Source organism: Affinundibacterium seohonense, from assembly GCF_014284305.1.
GTDB lineage: Bacteria > Pseudomonadota > Gammaproteobacteria > Burkholderiales > Burkholderiaceae_D > Undibacterium > Undibacterium seohonense.
The window spans coordinates 80133-102278 of sequence record NZ_JACOFW010000016.1; the positions used below are offsets into that span (position 1 = coordinate 80133).

Here is a 22146-nt window from a genome sequence, read left to right on the forward strand (position 1 = left end):
ATATACTTGATAAATACTATTTTTCACTTTCGATTTTCTAACGGATGCCTATGATAAATTTCATTCTTGGCTTGCTGATCACGATCAGTCTTCATTCCATTTCCCATGCAAAAACTTCCTTAATAGAAAAAGACAAGCCGACAGAATATGGCGTTTGGGTTGGCACGCTGGGTGGTGAACACATCATAGCTTGTTTTGAAAATCCTGACGACACCGGTTCGCGTTACTTTTCATCAATTCCGAACCGCTCAAGTTATTTCTATTTGAAATATTCAAAACCGATTTCACTTCGTCAAAAAGAAGGAGAACGCGAGGTTTGGGAGGAAATTTCTGAAAACAAAATCACTGGCGAATGGCAAATCAAAAAAGTCACGGAGCGTACGCTAGATGTGAATTGGCGAGCAACTGATTCGGGAAAAGTGATCCCAATGATTCTGCACCGATTTGAAGATTTATCTGGTTATCGTGAAAGCTGCGTGGGTGAAGACGGCATTCATAATCCATATAAAAATCAAAAATTCCATAAGGCAAAGATGAACCGAGGGTTGATCCAAGAAATTTCGAATAAGAAGTATCGGTTACTAAACATCGAAAAGATGAACGCATCATCGCTTGAATTATTGGAAGATATCCCCGCTCGCAAGACACTCAATTTTCTTTTGAAAAACCAACTCCGAACTGATGCTTATGGAAATTTAGCTTGTCGAAATCCTAATGATGAAGAAATTGAGGATGTTCATTCTTCTCAATCTGATTCTAACTCTAGTGTGGCTCCTGTCTTTTGGAATGACCGATGGATTTCACTGTTGAATAATGTGAATGGAGACTGTGGTGGTGCATCTCCCTTTTCAATTTTTTCATACAGTACATGGGATACGCAGAGCGGCAAGGCAGTGCATCTTTGGAAATGGTTTCAGGAGACTAGAATTGGCAAGCTAAATTCACTCATTGTAAAAAAAGCGGTGAAGTCAAGACGAGCGTTTAATGGTAATGGGGCGGAAAAAGATAGCTGCATTTCTGAAATTAAGGAAAACACCAAATACCAACTTCATTTGTCGACCAAGGGAGTCATTTTTTCACACGATTTTCCGCGTTATTCGCAAGCATGTAACGATAATATTGAGCTTTCATTTTCTGAGTTAAAGCCCTATCTAAGTGAGCAAGGATATCAGGCAGTCCATGCCTTAATGCGCTAGTGTCTGGTATATCTCATTCATTATTCAGTTGATATACCTATCAGATAGATTAATCATAAAAGACGCATAATGACCATCAATTACCAGCAAATCCTAGAAGACATTCACCAAGAGATCCAACCCTTGCTCACACAGGGCAAGGTTGCGACTTATATCCCCGAGCTTTCCAAAGTCTCACCGCAACACTTTGGCATGGCGGTGTATTGTTTGGACGGAAGCAGTTATACGGTAGGTGATGCGCAACAAAAGTTTTCTACCCAAAGTATCACCAAGTTATTCGCACTGTCATTAGCCTTTGAACGCGAAGGCAATGCGATTTGGAAACGTGTGGGGCGTGAGCCGTCCGGTAATCCATTTAACTCTTTATCACAGCTCGAATATGAGCGTGGCATACCGCGCAATCCCTTTATCAATGCCGGTGCCTTGGTGATTAACGATATCTTGGCGCAACGCTTTGTGCAGGCAGATATTGCGGTTTTGCAGTTCATGCGTATGTTGGCGGATGAAGTGAAAATCGATTTTGATCGTGAGGTTGCGATCTCTGAAGAGAAACACGCGCATAGGAATAGTGCGATAGCGCATTTGATGAAAGACTTTGGCAATCTTCATAATCCGGTTGATTCGGTGATCGCCAGTTATTGCCGCCAATGCTCGATTACGATGAGTTGTCTGGAGCTGGCAAAGGCCGGCAGCTTTTTAGCCAATCACGGCACGATCCCCTGGAATGGCACCAAAATTTTAGACTCTAGCTCAGCCAAGCGACTCAATGCTTTGATGCTGACTTGTGGCACCTACGACGTGGCTGGGGACTTCGCTTTCCGCGTCGGCCTGCCTGCCAAAAGTGGCGTGGGTGGAGGTATTTTGGCGCTCGTGCCTGGCGAGTTAGCAGTCTGTGTTTGGTCGCCTGGACTTGATCCTGCCGGCAATTCTTTAGCTGGCGTGATGGCTTTGGAGTTGTTCACTACCATGACCGCGCGTTCGATTTTTTAATTCTCTCATTGGCGTGTAAGTAATTTCTTAACACGTCAAATTTTCAAATATCTTTTCAGAATTAGCAGAGTGATGGAGCAGAGCCAGCTTCAGGATTTCCGTCGCCTTTTACTCTACGCGCCCTGCGTTTCTCCCATCAAATTCCTGATTGGCATGCAAATTGCTCTACGCAAAATGTTCGCAGTGTTTATGCATGTTTGGCTTAAAGCTGCGTCGATCAGTCAGTGATGATCTTCAAATAATCATAAGGAATGTCCATGATGAGCCGCCAACCATTTACCGTAGCCGATTACCTGCTAACCCGCTTATTGCAGCTGAATGTCACCGATGTGTTTCAAATTCCCGGTGATTACGTTAAACATTTCACCCAAGCACTAGAAGACTTTGATGGTGTTAAGACGATAGGTGCAGTCAATGAGTTAGATGCCACTTATGCCGCTGATGCCTATGCGCGTACACGTGGACTCGCTGCAGTTTCTTTGCAATATGGTGTCAGCACCTTTAGTGCCTTAAATGCAGTCGCTGGTGCCTATGTTGAACGCAGCCCTATCGTGGTGATTAGTGCTTGTCCTGGCGCCGATATGCGCAATCAGACCAATATGTACGGCATGATTTTTCATCATTCCACGGGTAATTTGGACGCTGATCAAAATGTCTACAAGAACGTCACCGTGGCGGCAGAGACGCTCAGCACTTCTGTTGGTGCTGCGGAGAAAATCGACGCCTTATTGATTGCTGCACTCACGCATCGTCGTCCTGTGTACATCGCTTGTTACAAGGAAGTGTGGGGCGAACCATGCCCACGCCCATCAGCAACACCACTAAAAGCTGCGCGTCTGGCTAGTGAGAAACTTGCTTTAGAAAACGCCGTGGAATTGGCTTGGTCGCAAATCACCGCAGCAAAAAAACCATTGATCTTTGCAGGCGTAGAAGTCCTGCGTTTTGGTCTCAGCAAGTTACTACAAAAAATTATCGATGCCAGCGGTATGTTGTACACCACGACCACGTTGGGAAAAACCGTGGTCGATGAAGTGGGTGAGCAATTCATCGGAACGTATGCTGATCAAGCTTCTATCGCCAGCGTGATCACAAAGGTTGAAGAAGCCGACTGCATCATTTCACTAGGCACGATTTTGACTGATGATTATCTGTGGCTGATGGAAAACAAATATCCGCAAATGATACAAAGCTCATTGGGGCAGATGCGAGTCGGTTACTTTCAATACGAAGGCGTGTTTATGGAAGACTTTATGGAAGCGCTCTTGAAGCGTTTTCAAAAATCCAAGTCCTACCCGTTAAAAGTACAAGCGCCCGCCAAGCCAGTGTATCCCGAACCGTGGATATCAAACTCGGATGCGCGCTGGAATGACAAGCCTGAGGTCATCACCTACAACCGCTTTTTCCAACACACCATGAAGTTTTTGCTGGACCAAAAAATGATGGACGATATCGTCATGGTGTATGGCGTCAGTAGCGCGATGTATGTCGCTAGCAATGCGATGGGCATGAAGCAAGGTAGCTATATCAGCTCTGCTGCTTGGCAATGCATAGGATTTGAAACTGGCGCTGCCTCTGGCGCACAACTCGGTAGTGGCAAACGCGCTCTGACGATAGCGGGTGATGGCGGCTTTATGATGGTTTGCCAATCCTTGTCCACGCTGGCTCGCAATAACTTGAACTCAGTGATCTTCGTTATGAGTAATGGCGTGTACGCGATCGAGCAAGTGTATGTCGATGTCACCGCCTTTGAAGCAGGCCCACAGCACAAATTCGATAGCTTCGACATCTTGCCGAAATGGGATTACATGGCACTGGCGCAAGCCTTTGGTGCTAAGGGTTTTAAAGTCGAAACGGTAGAGGAATTAAAGCGCGTTCTACCACTCATTAAGAAAATCAAATCGCAGCCTGTCTTGGTGGAAGTCTGTATTCCAGAAAAAGACTTGCCGCAACAAATGGCACGTTTGGGCAATGAGACTTTGCCGGTGTGATTTTGAATGACAAAACAAGCCCTCGACGCAGAGGCGTAGAGTACGCAGAGAAAGACAATGAGTATTTTCTGCGTACTCTGCGCCTCTGCGGTGAAAGTAGTTCAATTTAAAAAAACTAAGTAACTAATTTATTAGGAGATTCTCATGGCGAAAACAAATTCAAATACAAAGACATATTCCATCTTCGGCGCTGGTGCTGCGGGTTTATACACAGCTTGGCGCTTGCTGAATGGCGAAGTCAAAAACAGCAAAGATAAAAGTAAAAAACTCGCTAAAGGCGACACCTTAGAACTCTACGACTGGGGACGCTATGATTTCTCCAAAGCCCATCCTGGTACACGTGCTGCGGGTGCGCGTATCTGCACTTGGCACTACAAAAACGATAAGACGCAAGCCTACTTAGAGCTCGGCGGCATGCGCTATTCCGATTGGGATATGAATGCCAAAGACGCCAATAACGGCACTGCACCCGGGCATCGTGTTGTCACCACTGTAATTAAACAATTAGGCCTAGATAAATATGCAGTGCCGTTTAATGAATCCACCAATCCACTTTACTATTTACGAAGCAAAAATTTTTTCTTAAATCAAATTACGTCGCAAACTCCTGCGCCGTATCACGTTGATCATTACGGTGCAGATGGCGCGCCAGACAATGGTTTCTCGACTTTAGAAAAACTATCCGTGACAAAAAACATGACGCGCCGTCAGTGGGATACTTTTTATCGCGATGGTGTGATTAAGGTCAATACCGGTGATGGTTCGGTCTATCAAAAAGGCGATAAGCTCAAAGACATCGGTTACTGGAATTTGATGTACGACCAATTGGGCAGCGAGGGTTTTAACTACGCCGCGGACGGCAATGGCTATAGCTCCAACGTGATCAATTGGAACTCGGCTTATGCGTTCCAAGCGAATAATGAATTCACGCCGGGTAATCAATACAAGACGATTAACATCGGCTATTCCGGTATGTTTAACGCCTTATTTGATCAGATCGTCAAGCTCGCCAAAGCGCAGGGCGTGAACTTTAATTATCAACCCAACACGCGCCTGCAATCTATTGTCGCCAAAGATAAAGTCATTCATTACAGCTACGCGACACGTGAAAATCCATGGAAGAAAGCGGGCACCAAAACCACCGATGCGGCGTGGTTAGCGATGCCGCGCCATGCGATTGAGCAAGTGGCCCAAGGTTCTCGCTTTGAAGCCGATGTGGGCGTGACCGATGTCCTCAATCATCGTAAAGTCCAGTTGTACTTAGAAGCTGCGATCATGCAGCCATCTTACAAAGTCGGTATGTTTTTTGATGCGCCATGGTGGACCGCCGATTCGCAAAATCCACCAATCTACATGCCGCAATTGACAGGCTATGAAGTGACGCAACGAGCTGTCGTGCAATTAAAAGCCTTGGGTTTATCGAAATCGACTTTGAAAGCCTTGAGTAGTTTAGTCGGCACACCATACGCGAGTTCATCGGATTTGATTCAAGCCGTTGAAGCGATTACCGAAGAGCGGCTAAGTCTCAAACATGAAAACGCCTTGCTACAAGTGACTCTAAATAACACGATTGGTCCGAGTGTCACAGACACACCAATTCGCCAAGTCGTGTATTTCGGCAATAACGCCAGTGACGCAACAGCCAAACCTATCTATGGTTTGCTAGCTAGTTATGACGATGAGGCTTACACGACATTCTGGAAAGAGATGGAGCTAGAGCCAGATCAAGAACAGCATATTCCAACGAATGAAAATGTACAGACTCTACAAGGCCCGAAAAAAGTGCCAGACCGCATGGTCAAAATGCTGCGCAAGCAGTTAGCCGAAATTCACTTCGGTCCAAATTCGGATTACAGCATGGTGCCAGCACCTGTCGAAGCAGCCTATATGGATTGGTCATTGCCACCGTTTAATGCTGGCTATCACGCGTGGTCTTCGCATTTTAATATTGGTGACGTACAACAAAAAATTCGCAAACCTTCGCAGTTGATGGAGAAGACTGATGTGAATATTTTCATCGTTGGCGAGGCGTATTCGAATGATCAGGCTTGGGTGGAGGGCGCTTATTGTACGGCTGAGTCGGTGTTGAATGATTTCTTTGGCGTGGAGCCGATTATTGATAATTGTGAGTATCCGTTTATTTGTTCGGCGAAGTAGGGGATGGGTTTTGAATTTGATTTAGGTCTTTTCTTTAAGGGAAGACCTTTCAAATTACTATTAGTCTCGTCACGCCTGCGAAGGCAGTAGTCTAGTGGCGTTCGTCGATATGGATAACTTCGTCCGACTCATCCGATATGTAATTCTTAGCTAATTTCATTGACCTCTGGTCGGTGGTATGCCGACAGCTACCCGTCTCGTCACTCCTGCGAAGGCACGAGTCCAGTGGCTTTCGTTGATGAATATTGATGTTTGTCGATATCGATTATTTCGTCCGACTCATCCGATATGTCATTCTCAGCTAATTTCTTTGACCTCTGGTCGGGGGTAGCCCGACAGTTATCTATCTCGTCACTCCTGCGAAGGCAGGAGTCTAGTGGCGTTCGTTGATTAACACTGATGTTTGTCGATATGGATGGTTTCATCCGACTCATCTTATATGTAATTCTCATCTAATCTCGTTGACCTCTGGTCGGTGGTAGACCGACAGCTACTCACTTTCTTTGCTTCGCCAAAGAAAGTAAGCAAAGAAAGGCGACCACGCTGCCACTGCCCTTCGGGTGCCCAATTGTGCAAGACAAAAAATGGGAAAGTGTTGAAACTCGCCTTCGGCTCAGACAACAACACTTTCTTTATCCATTTTCTGTCCCGCACAATTGGCAGTGTCAGAAGTGGATGAAGGTCAAAGGCAAAGGCAAAGTCAAAAGCAAAGTCAAAAGCAAAGTCAAAAGCAAAGTCAAAAGCAAAGTCAAAAGCAAAGTCAAAAGCAAAGTCAAAAGCAAAGTCAAAAGCAACGACCTACTGCTGCCAGTAGAAAAATGGATGTCCATTGAGATTGATTGTCTTGATGTTGCAGTTGTTTTTGACCGACCCCCGTTTGAGACGATGTAATTTGTGCGTCACAGAAAATGGATAAGAAAGTGTTGTTGTTTGAACCGAAGGCGAGTTTCAACACTTTCCCATTTTTTGTGATGCACAAATTATGCTGAAGCGAAGCGTAAGTACCCCGAAGGGGCGAGTCTACGGTCGCCTTTTTTTTGGATTACCTTTTTTGGCGAAGCAAAAAAGGTAATTGGCTGTCGGGCCACACCCGACCTGTGAACGACCAGCAAGTTGAAAAATGAACTAGAGTCAAATAAATCGACAACTTATTCGTTAAGAATGAAGCATGGGTTAACTCCAATACGAACGGTTTCAAGCTCAAATTAGTCCTTATCCAAAATTAAAAGCGCAGTCAATAAAGCACGGTATACTTCTTTCAAACTGAAGACAGTATTGATACCTAAATGCCACCCCCAACAACCCACCACGCCCACTTCCAACCCCGCATCACCCTACAAACCCTACACCGAGGTGACGGCTTATTAGGCATGAAACCCACAGGCACATTCGGCCCCCGTGGCGGCAGTGTCACGGTAGTACAAATTGACTGGCTCTACACAACAGATACAGGCTTGAGCTGGAAAACGCCAGCACCAACGACTTTACTAAACCGTCGACCTCACGCCACCCATTTAATGGAAGACGTGCAAGGCCAGCCAGTTGTGCTCGTTCGCGATCTCGGTGCAGAAGCGGATGCTTTAGATAAAGTCTGGGACCTGAACTTGCAGCCTGTGCCGGCAAGCAGTTTGCAATGGCGCAGTGAAGATGCGGCTTTGCAATTTGGTCCGCTGTGGAGTTTGCAGCAAGAGGATTTTTTTGCGGATTTTTGGGCGGAGGAATTGCCCCGTTTGCAGGCGCTCGGTTGGCGTGTTGTTGTGCGTCCGGGCTTTGCGCATGAGAGCGTACCTGTGGAGGCTTGGCATTTAATAATCGACCCTGCCAGCGGTGAAGTGATAGGCAAAGAAGTTGCCACACCTATGCGTGGCTATGCGCAGACTATTGTGCCTCTAGGTTTGCCGGCGCGTGAAGGTTCGTGGTTGTTGAGTTTGGGTGTGGAGATTGATGGGCAGATTGTGGATCTGGTACCTATGCTGGCCAATTTGTTGCGACGTGATGCGCGATGGTCAGATGCGAAAAAGGTGATAGCAATCGATGATCTCGAGGTCATACAGTTGCGCGCGCCCGGTGGCAAGCGTATCGATGCCTTGGCAGCGCCATTGAAAGCCATTGTCACCCACATGCTGGAATTGCTGACCGATGAGCAGCGCCTGCAAGATAAAGTGGCTGGTCCCTTGCATTTGTCGGCTTGGGATGGTTATCGATTGGAGGCCTTACGCCAGTCTTTACTCGATAGCCAGGCCGCGCGAGCCGGTGTGCACGGTGGTTGGCAATTACGTGGTGATCTGGGGTTGCGCGAACTGGCACAACGCTTGCAAATGGTGGGCGAATTAAAACCGGTCGCTGCGCCAATTGGTTTGGGCATCACCTTGCGGCCATATCAATTGCATGGCGTCGCTTGGTTGCAGTATCTGCGTGAACATCATCTTGCAGGTATTTTGGCGGACGATATGGGTTTGGGTAAAACCGCGCAGGCGCTGGCACATATTTTGATCGAGAAGCAAGCAGGGCGTTTGGATAAACCGGCGTTAATTGTATTGCCGACCTCGTTGGTGTTTAACTGGCAGGCAGAAGCACAACGTATGGCGCCAAGTTTGCGCGTGCTGGCGCTTCAGGGCGCGCAGCGTGCTGAGAATTTCGCGCAGATGGCTGAAGTCGATATCGTATTGACGACCTATCCATTGTTGTGGCGTGATTTGGCCATTTTAGAGCAACAAACTTTTCATCTTCTCATTTTGGATGAGGCACAAACCGTGAAGAATGCTTCCAGTCGTGGAGCAGATGCTGTGCGTCGTTTGCGTACGCGGCATCGATTGTGTATTACGGGCACGCCATTGGAAAACAATCTAGGAGAATTGTGGACGCAGTTTGATTTTTTGATGCCAGGCTTCTTGGGGGATATGCGTAGTTTCACACGACTGTGGCGCAAGCCTATCGAAGTCAACGGTGAAACCTTGCGAGCACAGTTATTAGCGCGCCGTGTACGGCCTTTTATTTTGCGTCGCCGTAAAGATGAAGTCGCAAGCGAATTGCCAGCCAAAACCGAGGTGATTAAGCGCTTGCAATTGCAGGGTCAGCAGCGGGACTTGTACGAAAGCGTACGTGTCGCAGCGGATGATCAAATCAGAAAAATTCTACAGCGCAAAGGATTTTCTGGTAGTCAGATCACGATACTCGATGCGCTCTTGAAGCTTCGCCAGGTTTGTTGTGATCCCTATCTTTTAAAGGGTTCCAAAACACCCGACACCATGGAGCGCGCCAAGTTAGAAATGCTCAGTGATATGCTGCCTAGCCTAGTGGCAGAAGGTCGACGCGTTTTGGTATTCTCTCAGTTCACCGAAATGCTAGATTTGATTGCAGTGCAGTTGGAGAAATTGTCTTTACCATTTTTGAGCTTGACCGGAAAAACACCGGTCGCGCAACGTGGAGCGGTGGTAGCGCGATTTCAAAATCAAGCTGAAGACAATGCACCGCCTATCATGCTGATCAGCTTAAAAGCTGGTGGCGTGGGTTTGAATTTAACGGCTGCTGATACCGTGATTCACATGGACCCGTGGTGGAATCCTGCAGTCGAAGAACAAGCGACCTCACGCGCCCATCGTATCGGTCAGGATAAGAATGTGTTCGTATATAAACTGGTGGTCGAGGGAAGCATCGAAGAACGCATACTCGGTTTGCAAGAACGTAAAGCGGCGTTGGCAGAAGGTGTGCTCGGCAGTGATGTGGCGTTTTCGGCGAAGTTTAATGCTGAGGATTTGCAGGCTTTATTGCAGCCTTTGAGTTTGTAAGAGAGGCGTGTTTTCTTTTTGATTTGCAGGCTGGAAGAGGTGATGTAGCTCAGCTTGCAAAATCTAGGAAACGTCCTGCTATTAGGGTTGTCCCATGCTGCGGAACACCCAATCCCAAAACTTGCTGGTGACGCCGTAACGGCCAGGTTCTTGTCGGTCGTGATGCAGTCCATGCCAATATTGTCGGCGTTTGAGCCACGCGTTTTCACTCACCGCGTGGTGTATCAGATGATGTGTGACGGTGTACATAAAGTAGCCGACTAACATTCCCAAGGTGAGCGCGCAGGCGTGCCAAAGATTGTTGCTAAATATGAGTGCAGGAAGAAATATCAGGGTCAAAATTAAACTTGCGCTGAGAATCGTTGGTGTACGTATTAGTGCAGCGGGTCGGCGATGATGTTCCTCATGCCATTGTTGAAATGGCGCGACGCCATGCAAGATGATGCGATGAACCACATACTCCACTGCAGTCCAGGACAATACGCCAGCGACCACTAAACCCGACAGTACCAGTGCCTCATTTGATGGACTCATCGTGAATAGGAAGCCCGCCAATAATATGATGGCCAATCCATATAAAAGAAAATCAGCTAAGTAGGCAGCCTTACTATGTTCTGGCATTGAGATTTTCATCTCTTTCCTTTTAGTTTGAATTTGGTCGACTTGGTTTAGGGTAGACGATTGATAGCGAGGGATCGGTGCGGTGTCGAACTCACTCAACGCCACGCGTGAGATTGATCCCTTAGACTCTGATAAAGGAATGACATGGACTTCCGACCATTGTGGATATGCGCACTGAAGTGATGAACGCTAAGGGAGTCTAGGTGGGCTCGCGGTAATCTTTGCCAAGAATAATTTTGGCGTTGGCGTGGCTGATATGTTTGAAATAAGGTCTCGCCTCATGATTTGATACGAACATGAAATATTCGCCGTGACTATTTCTGGCATAGCAGGTCAGCGAGTAGGACTCGATCACGCCTTTATTGTTAATGATCGATTCATCTGATTTGATGATTTCAGCCTCTTCGCCGATGAAGATAAATTCGGGCGTACTAGAATGCGTTCGAAAATCGGTGAATTGCTTTCTTGCTTGTTTTCTGTAGACATCAATCGGGATTGATTTATTGAAAGATACAGTCGCTAAGAAACTTAGCCACACAAACAGAATGAAAACGCTAATGCTGAGAATTGTGTCCATAAAATTGTTCGCATGAAAGCCAGTTGTTAATGGAAATTAGTGGATTGCAGCAACGTCTAGCTTGATTTTCTGATTGTTTGTTCTCGTCTATTTTTGTGACGTCGGTAACGCCTAGCTAAGCATATTACACCGAGACTGAACGATTCAATGAGGCGCAATGCCGTTCGTCGTCACGACGCAAATAGGAAACGTGACGCCGCTGCACTCATACGACATAGCTGATGCATCCGGCGCCCACAATACTCGCCTCAGCTCGGCGTACAAGATCTCGCCTTTCTGTAATGCCAAGATGGCAGACTTAATTTCCACTTAGGAGTAAGGAGATTCTCATGCATCTATTCATAGCAACAGGCAGTACTTATCGGAAAGTTTGACCACTATTGCCATGTTGAAATGACAATGGCGCGCTTCATCAGGTGTTTTGTTGCGCTCGGTCTTTTACGGCTAAGGTGTTTTTCAATTTAATTCTTTCTTCGATTTTCTCTGGTCTATTTATGAAAAAAAACTCTGTTCTATCAGGCAGCGCGTCGTCCTCGACTTTACCTTATTCACGGAGTCTGTCTGCAAAACCAGGTTTTCGACAGCACAGGTTTGCACGTCATATCAATAGCGCGATGCTGGTGCTTATTACTGGTGGTGTGACGCTGAACGCTAACGCTCAACAAGAGGCCGATGTCAATAAGAAGGAGCCTGTAGAACAGACACAGAAAGTTGAAGTCCATGCCGCCAAACCAGTTCAGAGTACCAATGAGAAATTGAGCCTCACAGGTGAAGAACTCTTTAAAATGCCAGGCTCTGGTGGCGACCCTCTCAAAGCCTTACAAACCTTACCTGGCTTGGCGTCCAATAATGATGGTGATAGCGGATCAGCGGTTCGCGGTGCTAGACCGTCTGACAATGCTTACTACGTGGACTTTTTACCGGTAGGTTATTTATTCCACATGGGTGGCTTTGTCAGTGTATTTAATGCAGATTTAATTCGTCGTTTTGATCTGTATAGCGCTGCATGGAGTCCACAATATGGTGACGTGATCGGCGGTGTCTTTGACGCTTCACTACGCAATCCAAGAACGGATCGCATCGGTGGTAAAGTGCGGGCAGGCGTCTTAGATGATAGTGTCTTGCTAGAGGGGCCTTTATCCGAAAACACTTCATTCTTTTTATCGGCGCGTCGTAGCGTGATTGATTTGTTTGTGAAAGAGATAAAAGACGAAGAAGCAGGTACTAGTTTTAGTTTTCCATCCTACAGTGATGTGCAAGGGCGATTTTTGTGGAATCTCAATAGTAAGAATCGTTTGCGTTTCGATCTAGCTACGGCGCAAGACAGGGTCAAATTTAATTTAAAAAAAGACTCCATCGATGTGCAGCATGATCCGATTTTACTTGGGGAGAGTGCAGAGAGTAGTTCGTTTAATAATATGGCAGTGGTGCTAGAGACCGACCTTGGTGCGAAAACCAGCAATCAAGTCGCCTTAGGCCAGATGGTGACTCATCAAAAAACAAAAATAGGCAGTGCGGGTGCCTATGCGAGTACGTCGACTCTCAAGTATTTCAGGGAGCAGCTCACGACCAATATCATCGATAATCATCAAGTCATAGCGGGCGTTGATCTGAGCTCCAATACGCTAGATATCGACGTGAATATTAAAAATCCACGCTGCACAGAATTCGATCCAAATTGTGATGCGACTAGTGCCGACTTCTCACGTACGAAGCGCAGTCAACGAAATAATAGTGCAGCAGTTTATGTGAGCGACCGCTGGACTCTGTCGCCGCAATGGACGCTCACCGGTGGCTTGCGCGCGACCCATGACGATTATCTGAAGGAGAACGTCCTTGATCCACGGCTCGGACTTGAGTACCGCTACTCACCGCAAACCGTATTTTCTGTCGGCGTAGGTCGACATCATCAAGAACCATCCAGAGAGCAGAGCTTGAGTGAAATTGGTAATCCGTATTTGAAATCGATTCGTTCCAAGCAAGTCGTATTTGGTGTGACGCAAGATTTAGAACAGGGTTGGTCATGGCGCGCCGAGTTATACAACAAAGATTTTGACAATTTCGTGGTGAGTGACCCGTTACAAAATTACCGCAATGGTGCCAGTGGTAGTGCTCATGGCTTGGAAGTCTTGGTAAAGAAGGACATGGGATATGGCTTGTCTGGCTTTGTTTCACTTAGTGTTTCAAAGTCTAAGCGCCGCAATGACCTCACTGGAGAAAACTTCACGTTTGGATTTGATCAGCCTGTGATAGCCAACGCCGTGCTTCAATACAAAGCCTCTGAGAAGTTGCAATACGGCGCTCGCTGGAGTTATCACACCGGGCATCCAGACACACCTATCATTGGCACGCGCACGGATACCGATGGTCGCATCCGTCCCATCTATGGCGCACTGAATTCTGAACGCATGCCGGCTTATCATCGCTTAGATTTGCGTGTGGATTATCAATACAGCGACAAGCTCTCGTATTACGCTGAATTGATCAATGCCTATGCACGCAGTAATATCGGACGCTATGAATATAGTGTTGACTATAAAACTCGCAAGCCAGAGGCACAGATGCCGATTTTCCCTTCGATTGGGATGCAATATAAGTTCTGATGTGTTGCGCAGTTTGATTAGTTAGGATGATCGATTGATGTTGTTGAGGCGAGGTAGTAGTTCGTCGAATAGCGCAGCGTCAATCGATTTTTGCAGGATGTGGGTTCGTTTTTTTTGTGATGGTGTATTGATGAAGATGAGATACCACGTTGACAAGTGATTTCCCTTTCCTGCACCTTGATTGGCAAACGAGAGAATACGCATTAGCTACCAACAAGACTTTATGGCAGACTACGTCTTTTGTTAAAAATCACAGAGACGATAAAGACACCATGAGCGCCAATGACACGATCGACAATCGCGATACCAAAGACTGCCCTGTTTGTGGCGAAACCATCAAAGCGGTAGCGATCAAATGTCGCTTCTGTAATACCGATCTACAGGCATACAAGGCTCATACTGAGCATGATGTAGAGAGAATTCTGTTTGCCGGTCATCCCGCCACCATTTTTAGTGCTTGGCAGTGGATTATCGTCGTCCTGACACTGGGTATTGGTTACTTATACTATTGGCTCAAAGCGCGCGGACTCCATTATGAAGTCACGACGCAAAGGGTGAAGCTAGAGCGCGGTATTTTTTCCAAAGTCAAAGATAATGTTGAGCTTTTCACGATAGAACATTTTGACTTGAATACGCCGTTTGGGATGCGCCTGCTGGGTTATTGCATATTGCAACTCAGATCGTCCGATACCAGCTATTCGCAGCTACATCTTTATGGCATCAAAGACTTGGAACAGCTCGCAGACACCCTGCGCGATTGTTCAATGCGTGAACGGGCAAGACGTCGGGTGACTGCGATTATTCAACCCTAAGAGCGTGTTGAAAACGACTGGCGCCGATACGATAGCAACACGCTCGAATATGAGGTCAAAACTATTTCGCTAATTCCACCAGCACCGCTGTGTACATCTGCAAGTTCAATAGCAACTGTTTGGTGGAAATAAACTCATGCTCCGAGTGTCCTGAATAGACTTTACCAGGCATGCTTGGGCCAAAGCTTACTGCATTCGGAAACAGGCGTGAATTAGTGCCACCACCGATGGAAATCGGCTGGGGGTTCTTGATGCCGGTGTAGTGCGAAAAGACCGACAGCAGGGTAGGCACCTGTGGCGCATCATTGCGTATCCAGGGATCGCTTAATTCGATAGCGACATCGCGCAAGGTCACATGCTTTGTTTGCCAAGCGTCTAATGCCTCTTGCATCTCTTGCTGTAATTGTGTAGCTGGTTTTCCTTGTGGACGACGGATGTTGATGCCTAGTTGTATGCCTTCCGCTGTTTGTTTGATGACAGTTGGGGCGACGCTCATCGATCCCATAAAATTGTCATGATAGGCAGCGTTGCCAAATTTTTCGCCATACAGGCTGGTACCCAATAAATCGTTAATCAGATTCACCATGCTGCCCGCAGTGGTCTCTTGCCAAGTGCGCAAATTGAGTGCATCGGCTAACATGGCAATCGCGTTCACACCATCTTCTGGTTTGGAAGAGTGGGCTGAGACGCCACGCGCTTTGATCTCTAGCTCCCGGTCTTGCCAACGGTAGGTGTACTGCATTTTGTTTTGTTTTGCTGCACGTTGTTTGATTGCCTGTTCTATCTCCGGCGTTGCATTGCTGATGTTGACGTAGGCGTCTTCAGGAATCTGACTGCCAAAAAAGCCTCCACCAAAGGCGCTCAAGTGCGCGTCATTGGGCGTGATGTTTGGGTGCTGCGGAGGGACAGTTAGTTGCACCGTGCCATAGCCTTTTTCGGCGATCACGACAGGATATTCTGCGTCCAAGGTGATATTTATTTGCGGTGGTGTATGCGTCTTTAGGAAGTCTTCTAGCGGCGCCCAATCGGATTCCTCCGCCATGTACACATACAACTCTATGCGTTTGCTTAAGGCGATTTTTTTGCCCTCAGTGCTATCCTTGATCGCTTTCATCGCATACAGTCCACTCGCGATTGGACCTTTATCATCTTCTGTGCCTCGTCCTAATAATCGTCCAGGCTCGCTTTTTGCATCGAGTTGAAAGGGTGATTGCTTCCACTTGGTCGGATCGACTGGTTGCACATCGCCGTGGGTAATCACGCCAACGCGCTCGCTGCCTTTACCAAATCCGATCACGACCACATAGCCATGATCCGCAAAATCAAAACCCAGACGCGCCGCTTCCGATTGTAAGTAGGTCTTAAAACCCACATGTGCGGGGTTCTGTTCAAAGGGGATAGCAGGGTTGGCAACTGTATTAAAGCTCACCATTTTGGCTAGTGTCTTGATGATATCTTTGTCGTATTTTTGCACGGCATAGCGGGCTGTTTTCTGCGCCAGTGCACTAGGTTGTTCAGTGGCAAAGCAAGAACCTATACCTAGGCTTGCAAGACTGAGAGCCGCAATGACAGGCAGACGCTTGAGGCGCATCGCAGCCAATCGTAGCGAAGTCGATGTAAAGGTGAGGGCAAGAGGCGTGGCAGTAGAAGACATGAGCAACACTTTGTGAGGAAAAATCATAGTGTAGCCCAAATGGCTTGCTCTTCCATCGTTGAACGAAACGCTGAAAATAGGTTGGCGATATTTGCCGCTGTGATCGTTGAAGACGCGTGGCAGGTAATTGAGCGATCGAAGTTGAAAGATAGCCTGATGGAGCTTAAACCTCATGGTCGAGATTGGGGATCAGTCTAGTGCAACAAGCTGTAAAGTCTAGACCGAACCCCATGCTTTCAATAATATAGATGGCGCATCTCGGGAATCACGCTTTCGCTTAACTGCGCTTTAATTTATCCCTTTCCTTTACCGATCGTATCAGCACTTTCCATTTCGATCTCGCGGCTATTTTGTCGAGTGGCGTTTGTTGATTACGGCGGGTTTCGCGTAGTAGTTTTTGGTAATTGTTCAGCCTGTCCGCATCCACAGCCATGCGCACGGCACAGCCGGGTTCGCTTTGGTGACTGCAGTCGCGGAACTGGCATCCTGCGGCAAGTTCATCGATGTCAGCAAAGCTAGCGTTGAGCGCGACTTCATCGAGATGAAGTTGCAGACTACGCAGACCCGGTGTGTCAATGATGCAGGCTCCACTGGGACATTGGTGCAATGATCGTGCAGTGGTCGTGTGATGACCACGGTCATCACCTGCGCGTACAGCGCCCGTTTCTTGTCTGCTGTTGGCGAGCGTATTGGTCAGCGTTGATTTGCCAGCGCCAGACGACCCCAATAAAATCAGGGTTTGTCCAGCCGACATCCATGGTGCTAGTAAGTCTACAGTCGCAATGCTCATGCCATTGATCGCAAACACAGGCACGCTGGCGGACAGACGTTGCTCAACTTCTGCTTGGCGGGCAGCCGCATGGGGATGTAGATCGGCCTTGGTCAACAGAACAACAGGCGCGACACCAGCGGCATGCACTAGTGCCAAATAGCGTTCCAGCCTGCGCAAGTTAAAGTCGTTGTCTAAACCCATGACGAGTAATGCCGTGTCGATATTGCTGGCGAGGGATTGCAGTCTTCCTTCATTTTTGCGACGTGCCAGATGCGTTAAGGGGGGCATGCGGGCAATTAAGTTATAGCCGCTGTCCGCTGTGCCACTGACTAGGCCCCAATCACCCACAGCTAGACTTAGTTCATCGCCCGCCAGCGTGTGTAAGAGACGTGGCATGGCGCGTGCCTGTAGCGTGGTGCTTCCGTTGTGGAGTATGAAGCTGTCGCGATGTACTTCGGTAAGACGTGCCACTTGTAGCGTCGCGTCTTCCGTAAAGTCGCTGGCTAGCAAGTGCAGTTGATTGGCGATTGCCGGCGTTAAGCCGATCAGACGCAGTGATGCGAAATTAAAATTGATCATGATAAGTGTGTCTATTTACATTCATGTTGCGTAACTATGGTCGATACGCAAAAGTAGCCCGCAGCCGTGGTGAGAACCAGGGCATGCGAGGACGAATAAAAGAAAACAGAAGTCGGCGCGTGATCAGTCGCGCATTAACACACTAGCCAAGAAACGATTGAAACTTGTAAAGACGCCAGAGAGGATGTAGGCAGATCAGGCAGCCGACAGGAGGGTAATATCAAATGGTTTCATGCTGTTATCTCCTGTGGTTTTGATTGGGAGCTTAGTGTGCCAGTAGTTAAACGGAGCGTCAAGTTTGGATAGGTTGGAATTGGTTTTTAATTTGGGCCACCGGGTCAAGGCACTGTGCCCACGCGTGACAAGATCGCATAAAAAAATTGCCCGCGATGCCCATGTGTCAGGATTTGTCCCCCATCGATACACGCGTAGGTTTCCTCCTTCCTATCTGGTGGATACCCTACGCGTGGATACTTCTGGATTTATTTCAACTTGTGATGACGTGCGATTTCTTCCGGCGTAAATCTCAGGAAGCGTGCCGCGTTGTTGTAAAGGATGTCGCGTTTTTGCGTTTCAGAGAGGAAAGGTGCTTTTTCTATGACTTTGATGGATCGCTCAATGACGCCTGGCCAAACCATTTGATCTGAGCCAAACATGATGCGTTTGCCAAAACCAGCATCGACAATCGATGTTAGATAGGCGTAGAACGCCGCTGGAGGCTGCGTGTAGACGATCACACCAACATCGACATAGACCTGTGGATGGGCGTATAGCACTGCCAGCATGTCATCAAGCTTGGGGTAGCCTGCGTGCATAATATAAACCCGAAGTTTAGGATACTTGACCAGAACCTCTTCCATGGTCAGTGCACTATGAAGGCGCGCCCGATATTGTGAATTTCCAAGGTAAATGACGCCAGGTGGGCCTGTCCCAATATGTATTCCAACAGGGACATCTAACTCTTGTGCTACCTTCCAGTAAGGGTCCATTCTCGGATCGTCTGGCGCGATGCCCGCATATTGGTTGGTAATTTCGCCGAATACCGCGAGCCGACCTTCTTTGTTAAGTGCGCGCAAGTCTTCGGGAGAAATCTTATCTTCCCCCAATTGAAAGGCCAATCCTGGAATGAATCGTTCAGGTGCTCTCTTGCGCCATGTTGCCACTTGGTCGGCTGTGCCGCTCAGAACGCCAATGACATTAATTTTCTTCATCACTGCAACCGTTTCACTCAACAGTGCTTCGTCTGTTTTTGGAGACCAGACGGGATCCTTGCAAGGCGGATTTTTAAAAATACCCATGAAAACTTGACCGTACGACGATTTCGCCGGATCCCACGCAGGGAAATCGGCAATCGGCGTGCACATCGCCAAGGGCGGTGGCCCTTGATCCGCAGCACCCGAAGCATGAAGATGGACGTCAATGATCGGTGGGCGTCCTTGGGCGAACAAGACAAAAGGGACGAACAAAAAAACTAAAAAAAAGTACCTGAATTTCATAATGAACCCTCGAAAATAAACCAAGCGTTAGTCAAGAAACAGAGAATTAGGTATTTCAGAATCTTCCTTGAGAGGAAAAGCAGGGTGAGATTTGGATCGGAAGATCTAAGCAAAGATTAGTATATTTTTACTCGCGAGTAAATAATGACGAATTCTGTATGGGGAAGGCGAATTCTCGGGGCAAACTTGTTGCTGTCTATGGTGATTGTCATTGTGACTTAATGGGCGATCAATAGAAGGTGCAGTGTTTGTGCGTAGAAATACACTTCAAGTTTCTCGATGCAACTAGCAAGTCGTTCGAGAAATTGCTGCTTGTCGTCAACATCCAGACATATTTTCACCTGCTCGTTGACGCGCGAGGTGATGTGATAGATCACTCTGGGAAAGCTTAGGTGTAGCGGTCTGGAAATTGCGTTTAGTCTAGCTCAAAAATGTGTAATCTCAAGACTTAGCCCCATTCGATTTTAGACTAACGTAAAAATGGCAATTGCCTTGAGTTTAGTAATTGCTGGCGCTACTGATTTTCGCCATGTCAACGCATTACCCAATCGCACTAGTCTTAATCAGCGTATTTCACATCGTTCTTCGCATGGCACACGGCTTAGAATTGCCGCAAGATGCATTTGCTTCTCTTTGTAAAAGGGTGGGCGTGTTTCTAATGTTTTGATACTCGTATTGGATTTATTACTTGTGGCAACGTGAAAATGTGTCTTTGGCCTTGGAGTTGGCGGCTCGCCATGTTTGTTATTGGATTGTTGATACCTCGTTTGTTTTACGTCGCGCTAGCATTAGCACCAAAGACTGAGTGGTGGGTCTTTCATCATCACCCTTAGCATGTCGCTACGTGAAATAAAACCGACCAGTCGTTCTGACTCATCGACAATGGGCACGCCATCGACCTCAAAATCTAGCATCACACGTGCAATGCGACGGATATCGGTCAGCGGTGAACTGGCGACAACAGGCGTACGCATGACATCACTCACACGCCGATCTAGTACATTGGTCATGCCATTTTGTGTGAGATTGAGACTGGTGAGTAAGTCGCGCTCACTGACAACGCCAATGAGTTTAGCGCCATTGTCAAACACAGGCGCTTGATGAATGCCGCTTTCTCGCATGAGTTCCCATGCGTCAGATACGGAATCATTGACGTTGACAGTAATCACTTTGGTTTGCATGATCTGTCGCGCATGAAAAAGTGGGCCACGTTCAAATTCGATCGGTAATGTCGACCGATAGGCATTGATTGCACGTTGTTCCGCCGCAGTCGGTGCCAAGGTTTTTGTAGGAATTGGGCTGGGAATAATATCGGTGCCTAGTTCAAATCCGTCTTCCTGCACTGTGCGGCTCCGTCGTGTTTGACGGACTTGGTTGACACGACTGATGCCTTCAAATGAGCCTGAATACACTTGCCCTGTGACGCCATATACCGAAAACATAATAACTCCTTCATAATGAACACGCACCGAAGCATCGAACGTACAAGCTATGCCACTCATCAGCTTCTAGACTTCGGGATATTTGTGGATCACAGCTTCGCGCTTGCTAACTACTTTGCATCGTCATTTTTTCAATTTTCAATTGTACGACCTTAGGTGATTTTTGCGTGGTCGTTAACTTGTAGCGATCTTTGCCCTTCAGGTATTCTTGTACCTCGGTTTCCTGAGTTGCTGAAACGATCGTCTCTGTATATCCTTGCTCGATAAACCCAGTGCTGTAGTGATGACGAACTTGCTTGAAGTCGGCTTTGCCTTCATATTGAGCGACACCCGATTGGTCCCATGCAATGCGTACCAAACCATCGTACCGGGCGACAGGAGCGACATCAGTCCCGCTGACTTCGCGTTGCGTCGATCGTTTTAAGTCTAAGCCGCCTAGCACACTCTCCAGAGCGCCAGTTGCCCCTGGCACGACACCTTCTACTGCTTCTTTTGCTTCAGGTATCGCACCTTCGAGTGTCTTCTTCGCTCCTGGCATCACTTGTTCTACTTTTCCTAAAACGGTCTCAGATATTTTTGGCGCGCCATTGATCAGATCGACTGCAGCATCCTTGCCTTGATATAGCAGCCATTGCGCCGAAGCAATGACTGCCCAAATCAACAACACTGTCACCGTTAAGATACTGCCGATTATCCAGTACAAGGCCTTGCGAGAAATGCCAAATCTCGGTCGGGAATTGCCGGATACATTTGAAAATGGGGTACGTGAATCCATAGTTTTACTCCTAGTAATAAGTCACTTTGACGACCTGCTAGCCATGATCAAATGTCAGCTTTTTTGCGATGCAAAGAACGATGAAAGGACGATGAAAGGAACGATGATCTAGCCGTTTCAGGTGTTTGTGATGCTTTGTTTTTCTATCTTGCCGAACGGTTCTATTGTCCTCAAGATGGCATCATTTTCAGATTCACTTTGGCTAAACGTGTCGGCTTCACTTTCGTCCCTTGATGTTCAAACCAATGAGAATCAGCCTCTCTAAATCTGCCAAATTTTCGAACCATGACACGCGCAATACGATCAACCGCTTTATCAACCGCAGCGTTCACATCAGTTTCACTATCCTCGGTCACCACGACGGGCTTGTTGGACAAGGAGATCTGTATCAAGCAACGCGTGGTATGGCATCGATCGAAGCGATCAATTTTAGAAAAACGAACATAAATCGTCTTAACATCATCGCTTGCCCAATCCATCGCGCCGTGCAATCGATGTAAAGTATGCTGACGCAGATCGTCGTCAAGTTCTAAACCGTTTGATTGAATATCAACGTACATAGATCCTCCAAGGTCTTTAAAATGGTCGGTACGAGTCAATCAGCAGTTGGATAAAAGTAGCTCTCACCATTTAAGATCTGCTATCTTTGTAATGGTACCGTGAGATCATTATAAGTAGCTGGGATACCTCTAACAA

At 47.3% G+C, this 22146-nt stretch carries 15 protein-coding genes; 7 read left to right on the forward strand and 8 right to left on the reverse strand.

From position 1 onward, the window contains the following. Positions 1–50: 50 nt before the first annotated feature. The 5 genes from H8K52_RS13960 (at position 51) to H8K52_RS13980 (ending at position 10119) form a co-directional block, all read left to right on the forward strand. Positions 51–1196 carry a hypothetical protein gene (locus tag H8K52_RS13960; protein WP_186923521.1) on the forward strand — a complete coding sequence of 382 codons (1146 nt, stop codon included), beginning with the start codon at positions 51–53 and terminating at the stop codon, positions 1194–1196. A gap of 75 nt (positions 1197–1271) precedes the next feature. Then, entirely contained in the window at positions 1272–2186 is a 915-nt protein-coding gene (locus H8K52_RS13965) for a glutaminase (RefSeq protein ID WP_343044204.1), read from the forward strand. A gap of 257 nt (positions 2187–2443) precedes the next feature. After that, a complete protein-coding gene (locus tag H8K52_RS13970; protein ID WP_186923523.1) occupies positions 2444–4174 on the forward strand; it encodes an alpha-keto acid decarboxylase family protein in 1731 nt (576 codons plus the stop codon). 144 nt (positions 4175–4318) lie between these two features. Next, on the forward strand, positions 4319–6331 hold the full coding sequence (locus H8K52_RS13975; protein ID WP_186923524.1) for a flavin monoamine oxidase family protein: 2013 nt from the start codon (positions 4319–4321) through the stop codon (positions 6329–6331). Between the two features lie 1286 nt (positions 6332–7617). After that, positions 7618–10119, forward strand: coding sequence for a DEAD/DEAH box helicase (locus H8K52_RS13980; protein ID WP_186923525.1), 2502 nt, complete (start codon positions 7618–7620; stop codon positions 10117–10119). 81 nt (positions 10120–10200) lie between these two features. Here H8K52_RS13980 and H8K52_RS13985 read toward each other — a convergent pair whose 3' ends face one another. Continuing rightward, positions 10201–10752 (reverse strand): sterol desaturase family protein, encoded by a 552-nt coding sequence (locus H8K52_RS13985; protein WP_186923526.1) that lies wholly within the window; start codon positions 10750–10752, stop codon positions 10201–10203. Between the two features lie 187 nt (positions 10753–10939). Further along, entirely contained in the window at positions 10940–11317 is a 378-nt protein-coding gene (locus H8K52_RS13990) for a hypothetical protein (protein ID WP_186923527.1), read from the reverse strand. 494 nt (positions 11318–11811) lie between these two features. On the opposite strand from H8K52_RS13990, the gene H8K52_RS13995 reads away from it, so the two are divergent. Further along, positions 11812–13920: a TonB-dependent receptor plug domain-containing protein gene (locus H8K52_RS13995; protein ID WP_186923528.1), complete on the forward strand. Its 2109-nt coding sequence runs from the start codon at positions 11812–11814 to the stop codon at positions 13918–13920. A gap of 272 nt (positions 13921–14192) precedes the next feature. Continuing rightward, complete coding sequence (locus H8K52_RS14000) at positions 14193–14732, forward strand: PH domain-containing protein (RefSeq protein ID WP_186923529.1); 540 nt, start codon at positions 14193–14195, stop codon at positions 14730–14732. A 61-nt stretch (positions 14733–14793) separates the two neighbouring features. Here the strand turns inward: H8K52_RS14000 and H8K52_RS14005 are convergent, their stop codons facing one another. The 6 genes from H8K52_RS14005 to H8K52_RS14030 form a co-directional block, all read right to left on the reverse strand. Continuing rightward, positions 14794–16386 carry a dipeptidase gene (locus H8K52_RS14005; RefSeq protein WP_246464540.1) on the reverse strand — a complete coding sequence of 531 codons (1593 nt, stop codon included), beginning with the start codon at positions 16384–16386 and terminating at the stop codon, positions 14794–14796. Between the two features lie 277 nt (positions 16387–16663). Further along, a complete protein-coding gene (gene rsgA, locus H8K52_RS14010; RefSeq protein WP_186923530.1) occupies positions 16664–17737 on the reverse strand; it encodes a ribosome small subunit-dependent GTPase A in 1074 nt (357 codons plus the stop codon). A gap of 482 nt (positions 17738–18219) precedes the next feature. Then, positions 18220–19233 (reverse strand): amidohydrolase family protein, encoded by a 1014-nt coding sequence (locus H8K52_RS14015; protein ID WP_186923531.1) that lies wholly within the window; start codon positions 19231–19233, stop codon positions 18220–18222. A gap of 788 nt (positions 19234–20021) precedes the next feature. Continuing rightward, positions 20022–20675 (reverse strand): CBS domain-containing protein, encoded by a 654-nt coding sequence (locus H8K52_RS14020; protein WP_186923532.1) that lies wholly within the window; start codon positions 20673–20675, stop codon positions 20022–20024. 106 nt (positions 20676–20781) lie between these two features. After that, positions 20782–21450, reverse strand: coding sequence for a hypothetical protein (locus tag H8K52_RS14025; protein WP_186923533.1), 669 nt, complete (start codon positions 21448–21450; stop codon positions 20782–20784). A 170-nt stretch (positions 21451–21620) separates the two neighbouring features. After that, positions 21621–22010 (reverse strand): HPF/RaiA family ribosome-associated protein, encoded by a 390-nt coding sequence (locus H8K52_RS14030; protein WP_186923534.1) that lies wholly within the window; start codon positions 22008–22010, stop codon positions 21621–21623. Positions 22011–22146 lie beyond the last annotated feature (136 nt).

What these genes read in the sequence shown, in the direction of transcription:
- H8K52_RS13960 (WP_186923521.1), top strand. Translation starts at nt 51, where the DNA reads ATGATAAATTTCATTCTTGGCTTGCTGATCACGATCAGTCTTCATTCC.
- H8K52_RS13970 (WP_186923523.1), top strand. Translation starts at nt 2,444, where the DNA reads ATGATGAGCCGCCAACCATTTACCGTAGCCGATTACCTGCTAACCCGC.
- H8K52_RS13975 (WP_186923524.1), top strand. Translation starts at nt 4,319, where the DNA reads ATGGCGAAAACAAATTCAAATACAAAGACATATTCCATCTTCGGCGCT.
- H8K52_RS13980 (WP_186923525.1), top strand. Translation starts at nt 7,618, where the DNA reads ATGCCACCCCCAACAACCCACCACGCCCACTTCCAACCCCGCATCACC.
- H8K52_RS13985 (WP_186923526.1), bottom strand. Translation starts at nt 10,752, where the DNA reads ATGAAAATCTCAATGCCAGAACATAGTAAGGCTGCCTACTTAGCTGAT.
- H8K52_RS13990 (WP_186923527.1), bottom strand. Translation starts at nt 11,317, where the DNA reads ATGGACACAATTCTCAGCATTAGCGTTTTCATTCTGTTTGTGTGGCTA.
- H8K52_RS13995 (WP_186923528.1), top strand. Translation starts at nt 11,812, where the DNA reads ATGAAAAAAAACTCTGTTCTATCAGGCAGCGCGTCGTCCTCGACTTTA.
- H8K52_RS14000 (WP_186923529.1), top strand. Translation starts at nt 14,193, where the DNA reads ATGAGCGCCAATGACACGATCGACAATCGCGATACCAAAGACTGCCCT.
- H8K52_RS14005 (WP_246464540.1), bottom strand. Translation starts at nt 16,386, where the DNA reads ATGTCTTCTACTGCCACGCCTCTTGCCCTCACCTTTACATCGACTTCG.
- rsgA (WP_186923530.1), bottom strand. Translation starts at nt 17,737, where the DNA reads ATGATCAATTTTAATTTCGCATCACTGCGTCTGATCGGCTTAACGCCG.
- H8K52_RS14015 (WP_186923531.1), bottom strand. Translation starts at nt 19,233, where the DNA reads ATGAAATTCAGGTACTTTTTTTTAGTTTTTTTGTTCGTCCCTTTTGTC.
- H8K52_RS14020 (WP_186923532.1), bottom strand. Translation starts at nt 20,675, where the DNA reads ATGTTTTCGGTATATGGCGTCACAGGGCAAGTGTATTCAGGCTCATTT.
- H8K52_RS14025 (WP_186923533.1), bottom strand. Translation starts at nt 21,450, where the DNA reads ATGGATTCACGTACCCCATTTTCAAATGTATCCGGCAATTCCCGACCG.
- H8K52_RS14030 (WP_186923534.1), bottom strand. Translation starts at nt 22,010, where the DNA reads ATGTACGTTGATATTCAATCAAACGGTTTAGAACTTGACGACGATCTG.